The organism is Pantoea sp. B9002 (assembly GCF_013385945.1).
Classification (GTDB): domain Bacteria; phylum Pseudomonadota; class Gammaproteobacteria; order Enterobacterales; family Enterobacteriaceae; genus Pantoea.
In genome coordinates, this window is sequence record NZ_JACAPA010000023.1 from 1 (window position 1) to 18,893 (window position 18,893).

Sequence of the window (18,893 nt, forward strand, 5' to 3'; positions counted from 1 at the left end):
AAATTCAGTATGCCACTACAGCCCGTGCGCTACCCAGTACAGTGTGGCCGGCGTACAGCGTCACGATTTGGAGCGCGCCTGCGGTGCCATGGAAGGTTGGACGTATATCGTCGCTTTTTTCGCTGGACTCATTACGCAAGACTTGCTTCTCACCAACTTTATCTATAGCTAAGTTGATGACCACAGGCGTGATAGGTTCTTCAGGGGATTCAGGAAGCTCAGGCTCGGAGGGAACAACGGGTAACACAGGTTCTTCGGGGACTTCAGGTTGTGCAGGCTCGGGTTTGACAAAATTAGGGTCAGTAGTGATTTGAATCGTCTCGCTAAATAGTACACCGCTACGGACAGTCACATTGAGTGTATACCCCATAAGATGTGCGGGGGCACCTACAAACCATTCCCCCTCCGCATTAGCTGTTGTTCGGGCCGAAAATACCCCTCCATTAGGGAGCTTAAAAGAAATGGATATAACGCCAAAAGGTTCTGCTTTGCCGGAAAAGTTCGGTACGGATGCTACGGTGTCTCCGTTACCAATTATTTCACCCGAGTTAACGTCGGTAATCTTTAATGTAGGAGCAACAGCGGCGATAGCCATGAGTGTGTTTTGAGTAGAGGGTATATTAGATGTCGAACGTGAGGTGTTCAATTTATCTGTCATTGATAAATTTCCTTTTTTAAATGAACGGAATCATACTTCTTATCAATTATGCAGTTTCATTTTATGAATTATGCCCGAGAACTTTCTCGAATATGACTTATAGCAATAGCGAAAGGGCAAGCGGATGGTGATTGGTTGAATTAATGAAAATGATGGCTTTCAGATTATTCCTCATCAAGTCTCATAAGAATGATTGATGCGATTTAATTTTTTTTGAGAGGGCGTAAGTTAAGGGGTGTTATCTACCGCGCGTGGTGATTCACTTTGTTTATTACACATTTACCTACCTGTTCGCGGGTATAAATACTAATGAATTGATATTGTAGTAAGAGATTTCCGCATCTTCCCGAGAAGCTAATACGAACAATCATCATCAAGCTCACCTTGGCGTATATATTTTATCACGCGGCTCGCGTCTTTAATTCATTCAATTTTACCATTCAGAAATCATAGCGGCAAAAGCCTGACTGCAGCCTTTGCCGAATGGATTACAGCCACGATTTATCGTGTGTAATTATGGCTGAGCAATGCTATCTAAACGCTGCACAATTTCAGGCGTAAGTTTCACTTCGCTACTCGCCATGTTCTGCTTCAGGTGCTCCGGCGATGACGTCCCCGGAATTAGCAGAATATTAGGCGAACGCTGCAGCAGCCACGCCAGCGCCACCTGCAGCGGCGTAGCGTTAAGTTCATTCGCCACCTCGCTCAGTTGATCCGATTGCAGCGGTGAAAATCCGCCGAGCGGGAAGAACGGCACGTAAGGAATGCCTTGCGCTGCCAGCTGGTCGAGCAGCGCCTCATCCTGACGATTAGCCAGATTGTAGAGGTTCTGCACGCAGGCAATCGGCGTCATTGCTTGCGCATCGGCGACCTGTTTAGCGGTAACGTTGCTCAGACCAATGTGACGAACCAGCCCGCGCTCTTTCAGCTTGATCATCGCTTCAACCTGCGGCTCCAGCGAACCCTCTTTCGGTCCATGTACGTCCAACATCGAACGCAGATTAACCACTTCCATCACATCGAGTCCGAGATTGCGCAGGTTATCTTCCACTGCTTGCGTCAGCGCTTCTGGCGTAAATGCCGGTAACCAGCCGCCTTTCTCGTCACGGCGTGCGCCCACTTTGGTAACGATCACCAAATCGTCGGCGTAAGGATGTAACGCTTTTTTGATCAGCTGATTGGTAATGTGCGGACCGTAGAAGTCGCTGGTATCAATGTGATTCACGCCCGCTGCGACCGCATCGCGCAGCACCTGCAAAGCACGCGCTTCATCTTTCGGCGGACCAAACACGCCGGGACCGGCTAACTGCATGGCACCGTAACCGAGTCGTGCAACCTGGCGATCGCCAAGGGTATAAGTCAATGCTGGATGAGACATGGAAAGCTCCTTTGTCAGTGTGTGGTTAGATTGTAATCGCCAAAGCGCTGTGCAACTATCCGTACAAAACGGGACACAGTGTACGAGGTGACGAACAATGGCATTGGATATCGCATTGCTGCATGCGGTGGTGGCGGTGGCAAAAGCGGGCGGGTTTCGTGAGGCGGCGCGCATCACCGGCAGCAATCCGTCGCGCTTGAGTGATGCGGTGCGCCGCGCTGAAGAGCAGCTCGGCGTGCGGCTGTTTAATCGCACCACGCGCACCGTGGCGTTAACTGAAGCTGGTAGGGCGCTGATGTCGCGCCTGCTACCAGCAATGAACGAAGTGGATGCGGCGCTGGATGCGCTGAATACGTTCCGCGATACGCCGGGCGGCACTTTGCGCTTAAACGTGCCGGTCAGCGCCGCGCGCATCGTGTTACCGGCGATTGTGCCGGGATTTCTGCAGCGCTATCCGGATATCCAGCTGGAAGTGGTGGCGGAAAGTAATGTGCAGGATGTGTTCCGCGATAGTTGCGATGCCGGCATTCGTTACGACGATCACCTGGAGCAGGATATGGTGGCGCTGCCAATCGGTCCACGCACCCAGCGCTTTGCGTTAGCGGCATCACCCGCGTATCTGGCGCAGTTCGGTACGCCGCAGCATCCGCGCGACTTAGTGCAGCATCGCTGCTTACACGGACGCTATGCGACCGGCGTGATTGCCGAATGGGAATTCACCTGCGGCGAGGAAACAGTGCGCTTGCAGCCGAAAGGTCCGTTGATTTGCAGTATCGGCGCGGCGATGGACTTGACGGTGGAAGCGGCGATCACCGGCTGCGGCGTGGTTTATCTGTTTGAGGATTGGATAAAACCGGCACTGAGTGATGGCAGCCTGCAGCCGATTCTGCCGGATTGGTGGCAAAGTTTTTCTGGCTTGTGGCTCTATTACAACGATCGCCGATTGATTCCGGCGCCGCTGCAGGCGTTTCTGGATTATGTGCGTGAGTTGAATTCAAGTGCATAAGCGAAAAAAAGCCGATAACCGTTGCCAGTTATCGGCTTTTTCGCATCACAGGTAATTACGCGTTCAGCAACTGATTGGCGGTTTTCTCAACCAGCGCCAGCAGGACTTTAACATCTTCCAGCGTCACGGTTGGGTTCAGCAAGGTCAGCTTCAGGCAAGTCACGCCCTGATTCTCGGTCACGCCAACGTTGGCGCGGCCTGAATCCAGCAGCGCATCGCCGATACGCTGGTTGAACAGGGCAATCTGAGCGGTATCGGTCAGTTGCTCTGGACGATAGCGGAACAGCACGCTAGCCAGCTGAGGCTGCATTACCAGCTCGAGGCGTGGTTCAGAGGTGACAAACTTCGCCACTTCCTGCGCCAGCGTGACGCCGTGATCGATGATCGCCGCATACTGTTTCTGACCCAGCGCTTCCAGGCCCATCCACAGTTTCAACGCATCGAAACGACGCGTGGTCTGCAGGGATTTGGATACCAGATTCGGCACACCGGCCTCTTCGTCAAACTCAGAGTTCAGGTAAGCCGCCTGATAGCGCATCAGCTCGTAATGACGCTCATCTTTCAGCAGGAACGCACCGCAGCTGATGGTCTGGAAATACTGTTTGTGGAAGTCCAGCGTGACGGAGTCCACCAGCTCCAGGCCATCGAGGTAGTCGCGATACTTCTCGGACAGCAGCAGTGCGCCGCCCCAGGCTGCATCAACGTGTACCCAGATGTTGCGCTCGGCAGCAATCCCGGCAATTTCACGCAGCGGATCGATAGCACCGGCATCGGTGGTACCGGCAGTCGCCACGATCGCCAGGATCTGTTCGCCGTTAGCGTCGGCCTGTGCCAGTTTGGCTTTCAGGTCTGACACATCCATACGGGCGAATTCATCTGACTTCACCTGCACCACAGACTGATAGCCGTGGCCAAGCAGCGCCATGTTCTTCTGCACGGAGAAGTGCGCGTTTTCAGAGCACAGCACTTTGATCTTACGCAGATCGCCAGTGATACCGTGCTGCTGCACCGAGTGACCCCGGCGCTGATAGAAGGCGTCGCGCGCCAGCATCAGACCCATCAGGTTGCTCTGGGTGCCGCCGCTGGTGAACACACCGGCGTCGCCAGCCGTGTAACCCACTTGCGCACGCAGCCATTCGATCAGTTTGATCTCAATGATGGTGGCGGAAGGGCTCTGATCCCACGAATCCATACTCTGGTTGGTGGCGTTGATCAGCACTTCTGCCGCCTGGCTTACCACCAGACTCGGGCAGTGCAGATGCGCTACACACTGTGGGTGATGCACTGAAAGACTGTCTTTCAGGAAATATTCAATCGCGCGTTCAATCGCGGCCTGGTTACCCAGGCCGTTTGGATTGAAGTCGAGCGTGATACGCTCGCGCAGTTCGGCAACGGTTTTGCCTTGATACATCTCAGGCTGTTGCAGCCACTGCACAACCGCGGCGCTGCTCTGGGCAATCGCCTGCTGGTACGCCTCAATGCTCTGTGCAGAGGCGGCCAGAATCGGGTTTACTTCAGACATTTACTCTTCCAATCAAACAGGTTTGACGCCAGCGCCAATCAGCGCCTGCTCAAATTTATCCAGGAAAATCGCCAGCTCATCGTTGGTGATCAGCAGTGAAGGCAGTAGACGCAGAACCGCGCCATGACGGCCACCGCGCTCCAGAATCAGACCTGCTTCGAAGCACTTCTTCTGCAGCAGCGCAGAGAGCTCGCCGTCAGCCGGGAAACTGCCCATGTGATCGGCTGCTTCGTTCGGTTTAACGATCTCAATACCGATCATCATGCCGAGACCACGAATGTGACCAATTACCGGGAAGCGTTTCTGCATCGCGGCCAGCTGCTGTTTCAGCCATTCACCCTGCGCGGCCACTTTGCCCGCGATATCCTGCTCTTTGAGGATTTTCAGCGTGGTCAGGCCGGTTGCCATCGCCAGCTGGTTGCCACGGAAGGTGCCGGTGTGATGACCCGGTGACCAAACGTCGAACTGCTTTTTGATGCCCAGCACTGCCAGTGGCAGACCGCCGCCCACCGCTTTAGACATCACGATGATGTCTGGCTCGATGCCGGCGTGTTCGAAGGCGAAGAATTTGCCGGTACGGGCAAAGCCAGCCTGAACTTCGTCGAGGATCAGCAGAATGCCGTGTTCCTGGGTCACTTTACGGATGCGCTGCAGCCACTCAGCGGGAGCTGGGTTCACGCCGCCTTCGCCCTGAACGGCTTCGAGGATAACTGCAGCTGGCTTGCGCACGCCGCTTTCCACGTCGTTGATCAGGTTGTCGAAGTAGTAGGTCAGCGCTTTCACGCCAGCTTCACCACCGATACCCAGCGGGCAACGGTACTGATGCGGGTAAGGCATGAACTGCACTTCTGGCATCAGGCCATCAACCGCTTCTTTCGGTGCCAGGTTACCGGTGACGGACAGCGCGCCGTGCGTCATACCGTGGTAACCGCCAGAGAAGCTGATCACGCCGCTACGGCCAGTGGCTTTCTTGGCCAGTTTCAGCGCGGCTTCAACCGCATCGGCACCCGAAGGGCCGGTGAACTGCAGGCAATAATCTTTACCCTGGCCTGGCAGCAGCGAGAGCAGAGACTCAGAGAACTGATCTTTCAGTGGAGTAGTCAGATCAAGAGTATGTAACGGCAAGCCGCTGGTAATGACATTTTGAATGCTCTGGAGAACATCAGGATGGTTGTGACCCAGTGCCAGCGTCCCTGCGCCAGCCAGACAGTCAAGATATTGTTTATTCTCAACATCTGTGATCCACACGCCATGGGCTTTAGCGATCGCTAAAGGCAGTTTGCGCGGGTAACTCCTGACGTTAGATTCAAACTCAGCCTGACGGGCTAAGAATGCGTCGTTATTTCCGTTGAATGCATTGGCACCAAAACTATCAATACGGACTTTATCCGTCATCATATCTCTCCTTCAACCGGGGCTCGTATGGCTCGCCAATTGACTAATTGAACAAAAAAGTAACAGCTGTGAAAAAACGCGGCCAATATAGAGCCTTTTGACCTACATCACAATGATTAATTTTGTTTAGATTTGTTTATTACTTGTCTATATGAATCAGGGATTTGTTGAAGAATTCGGCGGTTAGATTATTTCGTCAGCATGACGCGGAAATGAATTGTGCATAAATAGCTGCAATTGTGGATAAAAAATGGCAACCCGCAGGTTGCCATTGAGGTTTACACCCGGTTCAAAACAGCAAAATTAGTGCTGATGACCGCCGCCAACTTTGGTCCACGCATCCTGCCAGTTAGAGCCAGTGCCCGGTACGTAATGGTGTGAGTTGATGTTACACCAGCCCGAATACGGGAATGGCTTACACTCAAAGACTTCGCCGGTTGCTGGCTGCTGTACTTTGGTGCCTTCTTTATACTGACCGATGCCCGCTGGATAGATGAAGTCAAAATCACCGCCCGCGTCGTTGCTTACCAGCTTGGTGGTGAACTCTTTCTGGAAGGTTTTGCCATCTTTCATTGCACCGGTAACCACCATGGTGATATCGCCGGCTTCAGCGTTCCATAGGTTCACGGTCATATTCTGCGCGGCATCTTCAACATTGACGCTGCCAAAACCGATGTTCTCTTGCTTCGCGTTGTAGGCTTTCGCATTGATTACCATTGCGCCGCGCGTTTCAATGCCGAACTCAACCGGCGTCAGACCTTCGGTAATGTTGTAGCTGCTGGCGATATTCGTCAGTTCCAAACCTGGGCGGTTATCGGCCTGAGCATTCACCTGCAGCTCGACGCGTGTAATCTGGCTTTCGCTTTGCGCATAAATGGTGTTGCTACCGGCCACCGGCACCACGTCACCGTCTTTATTCTTCACGCCCGCACGGATGTCTTTAAAGGCATCGTTGATCTTATTCGCTAACGCCATTGACCAGGCATTAGGTTCGCCAGCGGCTTCTGAATCGATATTCAGCGTAATGCTCAGATCTTCACGTTCGCCGTTTGCGTCGAAGATACGGGCTTTCACGCTGTCGCCGGTTTCCAGCGTGCGGGAAGGCAGGATAGAACCAATGGTGCGTTTCCACACGGAAGCGACTTCGTCATATTCCACGTCGATGACTTTATAGAAGGTCGCTGCGGTGTCGGAGACATCCCACGCACCGTAAATAATCTGGTAGCCGTTACGCTCAGGTAGATTACAGCTGTGAGTGGTTTTGCCGGTAGAGGCTGCCGGGCCACCTGGGATCACGCAGAACGGCGTCAGTTCGAACGCATCACGCGTCAGCGCCTGGTTTGGATTCCAGTCGGATTTGGTGATGTAGTATTTGAAACTGGCAATCGGATGTGGGGCAGTGAAAGTCCAGGTGATATCCATTGGACCGGCTTCGACTTTATGCTTCACCCAGCGATCGCTGCTCTGGGCATTCAGCGCGGTACCCATCCAGTTGGTGCCGCCGCTGCCGCTGACCAGTTCACCGTTTTTAGGACCTGCAGCCGGGAAACCATCCGGACCTTCACCCACGCTTTGCGGTTCATACTGCGCCTGACCGCAGTTCAGGTTCGGGGTTTTTGCATCACGACACATTTGATCGCGTGATGCCGGTTCGCTGATGTAGCCGTGCGCTAATACACCGCCGCTGAAAGCCAGAGCAGAAACTGCCAGAGCAATTTTGGTTAATTTCATCATTTATTCCCTTATCCAAAGGTTTAAGTAGGCGTGTAGGGCGCCCGTTATTTCCTGACCTGAATATTTCAGGCGCAGGCAGGATAAGAAATTTGTTGGCAGATGCAGACTTAAAGGATATTAGAGGTATTAACGTCGAGAAAATATTATTTATCCTTTGATTAACAACCTCCTTAATAAACCCCTCTAACTTCTTAAAGACCTTAAACAACCTTATTGGCGGTGTTATAAAACTCGCCAAATGGTTAAAATTCCTGCAATTATTTTTACTTTACTGGATTGAAAATGACTAACCGTTTACGCACTTGCGTATTTGTTTTTCTGGCTACCGCGTTGAGTGGTTGCCAGCAGCACCCGCCAGCAAAAACACTGCAGCCGCAGCAATTAAACCAATTATCCGCGTTGGTGGCGGGAAGTAACTGGACGCGCGATTATTGCCAGCGCAGCGATATTCCAGATCAACAAACATTAATGCGTGGCGCATTAGGTCAGGCTAAAACCCGTGGCTGGAATACCGCGCAGATTGAACCGCAAATGCTGAGTAATGCCATTAACCAGCGATACGCTGCGTTGACGAAAGATAATCAAACTAACGCACAGAAATGCGCCGCGCTGAATGTAGCCATAGCGCCGTTTTTAAGTCATATGAGAGGGTAAATTTTTGCTGGTATGCCTGGTGCGCATAAATGCGCACCCTACAAAATTAAATCAACGGATGAACAAACATTAGCGCCCCGGCAAACGCCAGCATCGGGCCAAACGGCAGCGGTTGGTGTAAAGGGCGCTTAAACAGCAGTGTGCGTAAAAAAACCGTGACAATGCCGCCACCTGCGGCAATTAATAAAACCGTCGGCAGCATCTGCCAGCCCAGCCAGGCACCTAGCGCCGCCAGCAATTTTGCATCGCCCAGCCCTAAAGCGTCGATTCCGCGCCAGTAACGGTAGCCGCTAGCAAGTAGCCACAACGCCAGATAGCCGAAGGCCGCACCCAACACCGCATCACTTAATGAGCCCGGCACCCAGGCAAATGCCTGTAGCAACAAGCCCAGCCACAACAGTGAGAGCGTCAGCGCATCGGGTAGCAGCTGATGCTCAATATCAATCAGCGTCAGCGCCAGCAGTATCCAGCACAGCAGCAGCGCGGCAAGCAAGGTCGTATCCCACGGCAATAGCCAGGCTAAAAACAGGCTAAGGATTAACGTCGCCAGTTCCAGTGCGGGATAGCGCACGCTAATCGGATGGGCACATTGATGGCAGCGACCACGCAGCGCCAGCCAGCTAAGCAGCGGAATATTGTCGCGCTTGCGTAGCGCGTTGTGGCAATGCGGGCAGTGCGATCGCGGCAGTGCCAGACTCAACTTTTTATCTGGCTGCAGAATCATCAGTGGCAATCGATAAACGACGACGTTAAGGAAGCTGCCGACGGAGAGCGCGAAGAGGCTGCCGAATAGCAGCATCAACCCATTATTCAGCATGCTTCAGCTCCAGATGTGTGAGCCGGACATGTTGCTTGTCGCGCTGCATTTTCAACTCACTGGCTTCAATACCCCAGCGCGCGTCAAGTTCGCTTAACCATTGCAGCAGAACAGGGAAGGAGAGCGTCACCGCCTGCTTCAGTTGCCAGCGATGCTGATGTGATTCCACTTCAAGCGTTAAACCCTGCTGCTGCGCCAGTATGTTGAGCGCGGCTGTTGAGGGCGCTTCACCAGGTTGACGATAACTTTGCAGCGCGGCTTCCCACGCTGGCAGCAGTTGTAACGCTTGCTGTTCTCGTGCGAATGCCTGCTGGCTGCGTTGACGGTATTCATCGGCTTGCTGCCAGCTAAGTTGCAGCAATAATCCAATGCCGATCAAGATTGCCGCTATCAGCAATCCGCGTTCACGCGGCTGACGTGTCTGCCACCACCCAGATAAAAGGTTCATGATTTCCTGCTCAACATTAATTGTGTCTCCTTCACAATCACCTCAATGCCCTCAGGCGCGTCATTACTGACGGCCGCAGGCAGCGCATCGCGAAACGTTAACTGTAATCGTTGCGTCGCACCATCCCACACCAGCGTTTGCAGTGGGTTTTCATGCAGTTTTCCGAGCAGCGTCGAAGCGTTGTGCAGCAGGGTAAGCAAACCCGGATTGTCGTGCATCTCAGCCGGCTGCGCTGCCTTACGGCTAAACGCGCGGCGCACCAACTCGGGTGATTCAGCAGGAAAATAGTGCTGATAGCGCGTGAGCAATTGTTGGTTCAGCTGCGTTAACGCCTGTTGTGCCTGCCAGCCTTGCCACAAAGGGGGAAATATCACGCTAAACCAACACAACATGATGGCACCTACCAACGCGAACAGCGGTAATCGCAATGCTGGGCGATGGGCAAATTCACCTTGTAGCAGCGAATAGCGACAGTTGCGCGCGCCTTGTGCCAGATGCAACAGGCTATCGCCTTCAATCGCTGTCAGTTCAGACACAGAGGGAAACTGTGCCAGCGCATTGTCCGGCAGCGACAAGCCGGTTCCGTCTGCCGGGCGCAGCAACCATTGATCACCAAGCAGTAAGCGCGTTCCGGCTTCCAGCGCCAGCGTCACGGGCATTACGCGTTGCGGCACAATGCCGTGATCGTTCAGCGTTTCTAGTATCTGTCGTAGCGGGAAGTGGTTGATGGCCGCCATAAGATGCGCATCGCCGTGACGCTCCATACTGACAATGTGCAGATTTTCCACCTCCTCACTCAGCAGCGGTTCCAGTTGCCAGCGCAGAGATTGGCTATTGGCCTTTGGCAGCGTGACGTTAGCGAGTGTCACATGTTCGGCAGCGATCAACACAATCGTCTCGATATCATCGGCTGCGGGTAAGTTCGCCAGAGATTCGCCCTGTTGCGGTCGCTGGTCGGCGTATTGGTAACACCAACGCCATCCCTGCGCTTGCTGCACAAGAACCCGCCAGCCGTTTGGGCGTTTGTTGAAAAATTTCATGGCGCTTCACTTAATCCATATTGTCGGTGATGCAGGGTAAAAAGGTCTTGATGGCGTATCCACTGGCTGCGAATGGCGGCAAACTGCTGTTCGTCGGCCAGCCAAATCAGCAGCTCCCAATGTTGACTTTCCAGCACGGCGATACTTTGCAAGGTACTAACGGCCACTGCCGTACCACCCGGCAAGGCGCTGATAAAGGCATCCAGCGTGGGCCATCCGCGCTCGGGGCGTTTTTGCAGAAGTGAGAGGATTTGTGAACGATCTTTTTCGCCTTCGAGCAGCGCCATCAACAGTGATGCCTGGTCAGCTTGCAGCGCGTTGAGGTTTATGTTGAGTTCGCTGCTGGGTAAGGCACAAAGCAGTGGCGCGAGGTTTGACCAGCGCGGTTCGGCCAGCAAGGATAAATGGCGGATTTCGGTCTTATCGGCCAGCAAAGGCCACTGTTTGTTGTCGCCCGCATTGATCTGCTGGTGGATCTGGGTAAGCAGGATGCTGATCGCCGGTTGATCCATACCTTGTTGCTGCAGCAAATGGGCAAATACGCGTTGCGCCGCGCTGCGATGTAACACGCCATCCTTATCGGTACGGCCATTTTGACCCAGCGCATTGAGGTTGAAACAGCTTTGCCGATCACGCCAGCGATAGCTGACTGTTTGCTGGTCCAGCCGCAGCTGTTGCACGCGCCCATCCAGCGGTTTGCCGCCTTGGTTAAGCAGCCAGGTTTCCGCGCCGCGCAGCGTCCACTGCGCCTGTTGCTGAAATTGCTGGCTCGCGGTACGCGTCAGAGCCTGCACCCACTGACGCTGTCCCGCTACCGCCAGCAGCGTCATCAGCGCGATGATCAGCAAAACCGTGATTAACGCCATGCCGCGTTGCGCCGTCATCGCCCATTTCCCACTATCAGCACGCGCGTAATTTCACCCCAGTGCGCCGTGGTCAGCGTCATTTCAATCGCCTGCGGCAGGCTGAATTGTGAGGTCCAGCGATCCTGCCAACGGCCAGTTGAATAGAAGCGCAGGTTGACATGCTGAATGGCGGGAAAAGTGAGGGTGAGACCATCGTCCAGCCGTTGCCGCGACAAAGTTTGCTGGCTGAAATCCCATCGAACCTGCTGCAGAGCCGCGCGCGCATCGCCCTGCGGGTTGAGCCAATTCCGGCGGGTAAATTGCAGCAGCGTGGCTTGCTGCTGGGCAACAAAAGCCGGTTGTTGCTGAATGACGGCATTGGGCAGAATCAGCGCGTGTTTGAGATCCTGTTCGAGGATCGCAAACAGGCGATTCAACGCACTCAACTGTTGCGTATGTTGCTGCGATTGCTGTTGTGCGCGCAGGCTGCCCTGTAAAAGCTGATATCCCGCCAGGCTCAGCAGCGCAAAGATCGCCAGCGCCAGCAGCATCTCCAACAGCGTAAAACCGCGTTGTGGATTCATTGCGCAACCCAACTATATAGGCGCGCCAGCGGTGCACCCTCAACGCTATTTCGCCATACCGCGATTTCAACACGCTGCACGTTGGGTTGCGTGGTGGGTAAACTCTGCACTTGCCAGTGCCAGCGTTCACCTGCCATTTGAACCTCCTGCAGGCCCGCATGCGGCAGCGCCGAAAGCTGCAGCAGCACGAGCTGGTTCTCTGCAACCCAGCTCGCGATCTGTTTCTGCTCCAGATAGTGCAGATTACGCACTCGCTCATGCTGCGTTTGCATCAGCGCCAGCCCGGCTATTGCCAGCAGTGCGAGCGCAATCATCACTTCGAGCAGCGTCATCCCTTGCTGTTTCATAGCGGTAAGGTGGCGGATAAGCTGGCGGGATTGAGCGCCAGCTGATGCACTTCTCCTTCAGCCGAATGAAATTCAATCTCAGCCAGCGTCATGTCGCCATCCGGCAAAAACCACAACGTGGCGGGCAGGGCGTGTGCTGCCGCGCCACGCAGGCGAAGTTCACCGTTTTTAATCGTTCCCTGTGCTAACGCGCCTACCACCGGATGCCAGACAGTGCCGGGCAACGGTCCTTTTTCACCGGCTTCGTCGCCGGTGAGCGTCGAGAGCTGCCAGCGATCGCTGTGCAGCTGTAAACGCCAAATGCGTGCTTCGAGCTGCGCCTGTTCCCATGCCCAGCGCGCACTATCCTGCAACTGTTCCAGCGGTTGCGCGGTTTTGCTCTCGGGCATCGCCGCGACCACTAAACGCGTCACCACGCCCAGCAGCAGCAAAACCATCATGATTTCTAACAGCGTGAAACCCTGACTTCTGTTCTTCATGGTTATTCGCTGCCATCCAACTGCCAGTTATTCACATCATCCTCGCTGCCGGCTTCGCCATCCGCGCCTGCCGAGAACAGATCAATAGCACCCTGTTTTCCTGGACTGACCAGGCGATAATCGTTACCCCAGGGATCTTGTGGCAGGCGGCGAATATAGCCATCGCTGCGATAGTTGCGCGGCTGCGGAGCGATTGCCGGTGCTGTGACCAGTGCTTTCAATCCCTGTTCGGTGGTGGGATAGCGGCCATTGTCCAGCTTGTACATGTCGAGCGCATTTTCCAGCGTGACAATGTCACTTACGGCTTTCTGCCGATCGGCACGATCTTTATTCCCCATTAAGCTTGGGATCACCAAACTGGCGAGTACGCCAAGAATCACAATCACCACCATGATTTCCAGCAGCGTAAAGCCACGCTGGCGTTGAGTGTTAACCGACGCTAATTCCATTGAGTTTTATCCTGTCAGTGAGTTGAGCTGCAGTATTGGCTGCAAAATAGCGAGGATGATGAACAGCACAACTACCGCCATCACCACAATCAGTAAGGGTTCGAACAGGCTGACGGCCAGCGTCATCTGGCTGACAAAAGCCTGATCCTGAATATCGGCGGTGCGCTTCAGCATCGCATCCAGTTCACCGCTGCTTTCGCCGCTGGCAATCATATGGCGCATCATCGGCGTGAGCAGTTGTGAAGCATCCAGCGCCTGCGTCAACGTTACGCCTTCGCGTACGCGTTCAGCAGCCAGTTGCAGGCGTTCACGAATAAAGACATTGCTCAGCACGGCCGCGCTGATGGCCATGCCTTCCAGCAGCGGTACGGCGCTGTGAGTAAGAATGCTGAGAGTACGCGCATAGCGCGCCAGGTTGAGATTTAGCGTGATGCGACCCATTAATGGCAGCTGCAGCATGCGCTGATGCCAGCGCAGTTGCAGTGTTGGACGTCGCAGGGCGGTTTGGTACAGCAGCACAAGCGTAACGATGACGATCAGCAGCGCCGGTCCGAACTGTTGCGCTGCATCGCTCAGCTGCATCAGAATCCGCGTGCTGGCAGGCAAGTTCTGTTGCATATGGCTGAATTGCGCTACCACTTCAGGTACCACCGCGACCAGCAAAATTCCCACCACCGCCATCGCCACCACGGTGAGCAACAGCGGATAGATCATCGCCTGCAACAGTTTGCTTTTTAGTTTCTCGTTTTGCTCGCTGTAATCCGCCAATTGCTCGAGCACGCGATCCAGACGTCCGGAGGCTTCGCCCGCGCTGATCATCGCCTGATACAAGGGAGAAAAAGTTTTCGGGAACAGCGCCACCGCTTCCGCCAGCGAACTCCCTTCCAGCACGCGCTGACGCAAGGTGTCGATTAGCTGTCGTTGCTGCGGTTTTTCACTCTGCTGGGCCAGCGCCTGCAGCGACTGCGCCAGCGGTAAGTTCGCACCGGTTAAGGTGGCGAGCTGGCGCATCATCAAGACGAAATCGCGGGATTTAATACAACCTGTCTTGGCGGATGAAGCCGTTGCACGCTTCAACGATAGCGGCTGCCAGCGACGCTCACGCAATTGCTGGCGCGCGTGACGCGCATTATCGGCTTCGAGCGTGCCGCGCTGGGTTTTACCCTGATCGTCTCGCGCCACATAGCGGAAGTGCATCAATATCCCTCCCGTGAGACGCGCAGCACTTCTTCCAGTGAGGTGATGCCTGTCAGCGCCTTCTCCAGACCGTCTTGCATCAGCGAGATACGCTGAGTGATATGTTGTTGTAAAACCTGCTCACTCAATCCCTGGCTGATAGCGCTGCGCAGCGCATCATCCACGATTACCAGCTCATGAATGCCGGTGCGGCCGCGATAGCCGCTGTGATTGCACGCGGCGCAGCCTTGCGGCTGAAAAAGCGGTGCGCTGAGCGTTAGGCCACCGAGTCCGTAGCGGGTTAGCACATGATCATCGGGTTGCCACGGCTGTTTACAGGCTTCACAGAGTTTGCGAACCAGACGCTGGGCCAACACTGCGCTCAGCGCATTCGCCAGCAAAAAGGGTTCGATGCCCATGTCACGTAGGCGTTCTACCGCACCTAACGCGCTGTTGGTGTGAAGCGTTGAGAGCACCAGATGGCCGGTCAACGAAGCCTGCACGGCAATTTGTGCCGTTTCGCTGTCGCGGATCTCACCAATCATCACCACATCCGGATCCTGACGCAAAATGGCGCGCAGCCCGCGGGCGAAAGTCATGTCAACTTTGGCATTCACTTGGGTTTGACCGATGCCTTCCAGCTCGTATTCCACCGGATCTTCGATGGTAAGAATGTTTTTTTCCGGACGATAAAGCGCGCGCAAGGCGGCATACAGCGTAGTGCTTTTTCCCGAACCGGTTGGGCCGGTAACCAGAATGATGCCGTGCGGCAGCTGCAATTGCTGCTGTAAACGCTGACACAGGGGCGCCTGCATGCCGGTATTTTCCAGCGCTACATCGAGGCTGTTTTTATCGAGAATACGCAGTACCACGCGTTCACCGTGACTGGCGGGCAGCGTTGACACACGCACATCCACGCTGCGGCCGGCAACGCGCAGCGTAATGCGACCATCCTGCGGCAGCCGTTTTTCCGCGATATCCAGTTTTGCCATCACTTTGAGGCGGGAAATGAGATAGCGGCTGAGCTGTACCGGCGGCGTCAGCACCTGGCGTAACATGCCATCAATGCGGAAGCGCACGCTCAACAACTTTTCGAACGGCTCAATATGGACGTCTGAAGCGCCTTCACGCACCGCTTCACTCAGGATCGCATTGATCAAGCGGATGACTGGCGCACCATCGTCGCTGTCGAGCAGTTCATTTTCATCCGGCAAGGCATCAACCAGTTCATCCAGATCGAGGCTTTGACCGATTTCGCTCACCATTTGCTGCGATGCGTTGTTCTGCTGATAGCAGGCGCTAGCGAGTTGCTGAAACTGGTCATCACTGACCGTTTCAATCAGCGCATCAGGACAACGGCGTCGCGCCTCGGCCAGCGCAGCAAAGCTGATGCTCGATTTGCAGCAGAGGCGCGGTGGATGTTCTGGCAGCAGCACTATGTGGTGTTGCTGCACCCAATTCCACGGCAGAAGCGGGGCACTCATCGCGCCGCCCGATTGAAGTCGTTAATCAGTTGCAGCGTCTCATCCAGCGCCTGATTGTTCTGGCCTCCACCGAGGATCTGATTAAAACCGCGATCGATGTTGCGCGCGGCGGGTGAGCCTTGCAGCGCATCGCCAAATTTATTTCGCTGCGAGTCGGTGCTGGCGTTGTAATCCGCCTGGCTGCGAATGATGGTCGGACGAATAAACAGCATCAGATTGCGTTTGCTGCTTTTCTCCGACTGATAGCGGAACAAGCCGCCAATCAGCGGAATTTTGCCTAGCAGCGGCACGCTGTTGGTGATGCGTGAACCGCTGTTATCCAGCAGTCCGCCCACCACCACGGTGTTGCCGCTGCTGACCTGCACCGCATTGCGCACGGTGCGGGTATTGAACGTCGGGCCGAGATTATCTTTGCTGGCCGCTTCTGACACGCTCGAGACTTCCTGCTCAATCTCCATCATCACCGCATTGCCTTTACTGATTTGCGGTTTCACTTTGAGCTTAATGCCCACGCTGCGGCGCGATACGGTTTGGTAAATGTTGTCGCCGCTGGTGGTTTGGGAACCGGTCAGCACCGGAACATCCTGGCCGACGGTGAATTCCGCTTCCATGTTGTCGAGTGTGACGATGCTCGGCGTGGCGAGAATATTGTTTTCACTGTTGGTTTGCAGCGCGGTGAATAAACCTGACCAGTTGCCGCGATAAAAACCGGCGGCGAGGCCGTTCATCTTTGCCAGCGCCTCGCCCATACCGCCCGGTGAGAGTCCGGTTACCGGTGCGCCGCTATCCGTGAACTGCGTACCGCCGCCGCGCTGATTAAACCACTGCACGCCAAGCGCCAGACCATCGGCATCTTCAACTTCAACAATAATGGCTTCGACTAAAACCTGCGCACGATCGATATCCAGCAGATGAATCACGTGTTCCAGTTCGGCAACACTCTCCGGCGGTGCGTTGATCACCAGTGAATTGGTGTGTTTGTCGGCTTTTACCACCACGTCTTTCATCACGCTGATGGCCGGAATCGCGGTGCCGCCTTCGGTGCGGGTGTCGCCTTGCGGATTGATGCCCGTTAACACCTCCAGCAGGTTTTCGGCTTTAGCGTGTTTGAGGTAGATCACTTTGGCGTTGCTGCGTCGCACCTGCTTTGCATCAAGTTCGCGGGCGGCCTCAAGCAATGATTGACGGGCTGAGGCCTCGCCGCTGATTAGCAACGCATTGGTTCGGCTGTCGGCCACCGCTTTAGCCGCAGCTTTGCTGTGCAGATTGTTGAGCAACTCCGCGACCTGCGGCGCTGCGGCATTTTCTAACGTGATTTTATCGACGCTGTGATCGTCGGGCAGATCGACGCTCTCCACAATCGCCACCAATTGTTCGATAACGGCTGCGCGCCCGGTCATCAGCAGCACGTTGCTGGGATCGTAATGCACCACGCTGCCAGCGGCGGCATCATTCAGCTGGCGCAGCAGAGGCGCGAGATCTTTGGCGGTGACAAATTGCAGCGGCACCACGCGGGTAATCAACTCATCTCCGGCGCGGATCTCGCCATTTTTGGAGAGGGGAATCACGCCGCTTTTGGCATTCTTCGACGGCACCACTTTCAGCACGCCGTTTTTCATGTTGAGAACTGAGAAACCATACACATCCAGCACGCTGAGAAAGAACTGGTAATACTGCTCTTCATCCAGCACTTCATGGCTGCGCACGCTGATATGGCCTTTGACGCTAGGGTCAAGAATGATGGTTTTCCTGAGGTTTTTGCTCACCGTATTAATAAATTCGCCCATCTCGGCGTTCTTAAAGCTGGCGTCATACTCTTCTGCCTGAACCACAAACGTCATCAGACAGAGCAACAGAAGAAATTTTTTCATAATTGGTGCAATCATCGCTGACTGCCTGATTCCATTAAGAGCGATTCGTAGTGGCCGCGATATTGCACGATTACGCGATCGGGGAAGATGCGCGCCACTTTCGCGGCATAGCCCGGCAGCGCTTCACCGCTGGATACGGTGAATTGCTGTTGGTTTGCGGCAAGAATTGCCAGACTTTGATCTGCTTTTCGTTGATGAACAATGCCGACCACCTTTACGGGCAAAGCGCTGCGCGGCGCATCGTGTAGACGCGCATCGTCAGAGGTCATCTCACCCACCGCAAAAGGCGACCACGCCTGTTTTTCATTGAATAACGCGAGATTGAGCCCAGACGCGCGCGGAGCGTTTTGCCCGTTTTCGGGCGAAACTGGCAGCTCGATAGTGAATGCGTGGCCTGCAGTGAGCGTCATTATCAACCGCATCAGCGCCGCGATGAGCAGCAGCGCGCTGAGCAGCCAGATGAAAAGAGATCGCCATTGGATGCAGGCATGCGCAATTAAGCGAATATCCATTTGCTTAGAACAGTGAACGCGCAAAGGAGAGCAGTTGCGGCAGCAATTTACGCCGTTCTTCTGGCATTGCGGATCCGCAACTGTTCAGTTCGCGCAATAAGGGTTCATTCAACTTCAAACCGTAATAGGGCACGGTGACAATTAAGTTTGCCGGTAAACCATTGCGTTGTAACAGAGCGCGAAACTGAAACACCAACTGATGATAATTGTTATCGCGGATGCGCTGATGATTATCGTTCCACACCACTTGAATAATCTCGCGCTTGCAGCTTATTTTATTCAGCAGGCACAGCATTAAACGCTTTTGTGCTTCGTTAACTGAAAAAGTGATCGATTGCTTGGGTAGCGTAATTTTATTATAGGCAGAATCTAACAGCAGGATATCTTCGTAATTGTGCTGTCCAGAAATGAGTAATGTTTGTGCCTGTTCATCAGTGAGCATATGAATTGTCTCTGTGAATTTTTTTGCGCTAAAGTAATAAGATAAGAAGGCC

Annotated in this window: 20 protein-coding genes; 2 read left to right on the top strand and 18 right to left on the bottom strand. The window is 54.4% G+C overall.

Annotated features, from left to right (window positions below; translation table 11 throughout):
- Positions 1 to 4: 4 nt before the first annotated feature.
- Positions 5 to 658, bottom strand: coding sequence for a hypothetical protein (locus HX773_RS13540; RefSeq protein WP_176971936.1), 654 nt, complete (start codon positions 656 to 658; stop codon positions 5 to 7).
- A gap of 514 nt (positions 659 to 1,172) precedes the next feature.
- On the bottom strand, positions 1,173 to 2,036 hold the full coding sequence (locus HX773_RS13545) for an aldo/keto reductase family oxidoreductase (RefSeq protein ID WP_176971937.1): 864 nt from the start codon (positions 2,034 to 2,036) through the stop codon (positions 1,173 to 1,175).
- 97 nt (positions 2,037 to 2,133) lie between these two features.
- Between HX773_RS13545 and HX773_RS13550 the strand changes: the two genes are divergently transcribed.
- Positions 2,134 to 3,042, top strand: a complete 909-nt coding sequence (locus HX773_RS13550; protein ID WP_176971938.1) for a LysR family transcriptional regulator — start codon at positions 2,134 to 2,136, stop codon at positions 3,040 to 3,042.
- 55 nt (positions 3,043 to 3,097) lie between these two features.
- Here the strand turns inward: HX773_RS13550 and HX773_RS13555 are convergent, their stop codons facing one another.
- The 3 genes from HX773_RS13555 to gbpA form a co-directional block, all read right to left on the bottom strand.
- On the bottom strand, positions 3,098 to 4,564 hold the full coding sequence (locus tag HX773_RS13555; protein WP_176971939.1) for an aspartate aminotransferase family protein: 1,467 nt from the start codon (positions 4,562 to 4,564) through the stop codon (positions 3,098 to 3,100).
- 12 nt (positions 4,565 to 4,576) lie between these two features.
- On the bottom strand, positions 4,577 to 5,962 hold the full coding sequence (locus tag HX773_RS13560; RefSeq protein WP_176971940.1) for a diaminobutyrate--2-oxoglutarate transaminase: 1,386 nt from the start codon (positions 5,960 to 5,962) through the stop codon (positions 4,577 to 4,579).
- A gap of 300 nt (positions 5,963 to 6,262) precedes the next feature.
- Entirely contained in the window at positions 6,263 to 7,690 is a 1,428-nt protein-coding gene (gene gbpA / locus HX773_RS13565) for an N-acetylglucosamine-binding protein GbpA (RefSeq protein WP_176971941.1), read from the bottom strand.
- A gap of 285 nt (positions 7,691 to 7,975) precedes the next feature.
- Here gbpA and gspS point away from each other — a divergent pair, with 285 nt between their 5' ends.
- Positions 7,976 to 8,347 (top strand): type II secretion system pilot lipoprotein GspS, encoded by a 372-nt coding sequence (gene gspS / locus HX773_RS13570; protein WP_218168248.1) that lies wholly within the window; start codon positions 7,976 to 7,978, stop codon positions 8,345 to 8,347.
- Between the two features lie 46 nt (positions 8,348 to 8,393).
- Here the strand turns inward: gspS and HX773_RS13575 are convergent, their stop codons facing one another.
- Genes HX773_RS13575 through HX773_RS13635 form a run of 13 tightly spaced genes read right to left on the bottom strand, consistent with a single transcriptional unit; the run spans position 8,394 to position 18,841 of the window.
- The gene (locus HX773_RS13575) at positions 8,394 to 9,164 is read right to left on the bottom strand and encodes an A24 family peptidase (protein ID WP_176971943.1); all 771 of its coding nucleotides are present in this window, start codon (positions 9,162 to 9,164) and stop codon (positions 8,394 to 8,396) included.
- Entirely contained in the window at positions 9,154 to 9,612 is a 459-nt protein-coding gene (gene gspM, locus HX773_RS13580) for a type II secretion system protein GspM (RefSeq protein ID WP_176971944.1), read from the bottom strand. The genes HX773_RS13575 and gspM overlap by 11 nt, the downstream gene beginning before the upstream one ends.
- Positions 9,609 to 10,652, bottom strand: a complete 1,044-nt coding sequence (gene gspL, locus HX773_RS13585) for a type II secretion system protein GspL (protein WP_176971945.1) — start codon at positions 10,650 to 10,652, stop codon at positions 9,609 to 9,611. The genes gspM and gspL overlap by 4 nt, the downstream gene beginning before the upstream one ends.
- Positions 10,649 to 11,536 carry a type II secretion system minor pseudopilin GspK gene (gene gspK, locus HX773_RS13590; RefSeq protein WP_176971946.1) on the bottom strand — a complete coding sequence of 296 codons (888 nt, stop codon included), beginning with the start codon at positions 11,534 to 11,536 and terminating at the stop codon, positions 10,649 to 10,651. The genes gspL and gspK overlap by 4 nt, the downstream gene beginning before the upstream one ends.
- Entirely contained in the window at positions 11,533 to 12,081 is a 549-nt protein-coding gene (gene gspJ / locus HX773_RS13595; protein ID WP_176971947.1) for a type II secretion system minor pseudopilin GspJ, read from the bottom strand. The genes gspK and gspJ overlap by 4 nt, the downstream gene beginning before the upstream one ends.
- On the bottom strand, positions 12,078 to 12,428 hold the full coding sequence (gene gspI, locus HX773_RS13600; RefSeq protein WP_176971948.1) for a type II secretion system minor pseudopilin GspI: 351 nt from the start codon (positions 12,426 to 12,428) through the stop codon (positions 12,078 to 12,080). Before gspI ends, gspJ begins: the two co-directional genes overlap by 4 nt.
- Complete coding sequence (locus HX773_RS13605; protein ID WP_176971949.1) at positions 12,425 to 12,907, bottom strand: type II secretion system protein; 483 nt, start codon at positions 12,905 to 12,907, stop codon at positions 12,425 to 12,427. Before HX773_RS13605 ends, gspI begins: the two co-directional genes overlap by 4 nt.
- A 2-nt stretch (positions 12,908 to 12,909) precedes the next feature.
- Positions 12,910 to 13,356, bottom strand: coding sequence for a type II secretion system major pseudopilin GspG (gene gspG / locus HX773_RS13610; RefSeq protein ID WP_176971950.1), 447 nt, complete (start codon positions 13,354 to 13,356; stop codon positions 12,910 to 12,912).
- Positions 13,357 to 13,362: 6 nt separating this feature from the next.
- Positions 13,363 to 14,556, bottom strand: coding sequence for a type II secretion system inner membrane protein GspF (gspF, locus tag HX773_RS13615; RefSeq protein WP_370463606.1), 1,194 nt, complete (start codon positions 14,554 to 14,556; stop codon positions 13,363 to 13,365).
- A complete protein-coding gene (gene gspE, locus HX773_RS13620; protein ID WP_176971952.1) occupies positions 14,553 to 16,016 on the bottom strand; it encodes a type II secretion system ATPase GspE in 1,464 nt (487 codons plus the stop codon). The genes gspF and gspE overlap by 4 nt, the downstream gene beginning before the upstream one ends.
- Positions 16,013 to 17,887, bottom strand: coding sequence for a type II secretion system secretin GspD (gene gspD, locus HX773_RS13625; protein ID WP_255433227.1), 1,875 nt, complete (start codon positions 17,885 to 17,887; stop codon positions 16,013 to 16,015). The genes gspE and gspD overlap by 4 nt, the downstream gene beginning before the upstream one ends.
- 11 nt (positions 17,888 to 17,898) lie before the next feature.
- Positions 17,899 to 18,399: a type II secretion system protein N gene (locus HX773_RS13630; RefSeq protein WP_176971954.1), complete on the bottom strand. Its 501-nt coding sequence runs from the start codon at positions 18,397 to 18,399 to the stop codon at positions 17,899 to 17,901.
- 4 nt (positions 18,400 to 18,403) lie between these two features.
- On the bottom strand, positions 18,404 to 18,841 hold the full coding sequence (locus tag HX773_RS13635) for a hypothetical protein (protein ID WP_176971955.1): 438 nt from the start codon (positions 18,839 to 18,841) through the stop codon (positions 18,404 to 18,406).
- Positions 18,842 to 18,893: the final 52 nt, after the last annotated feature.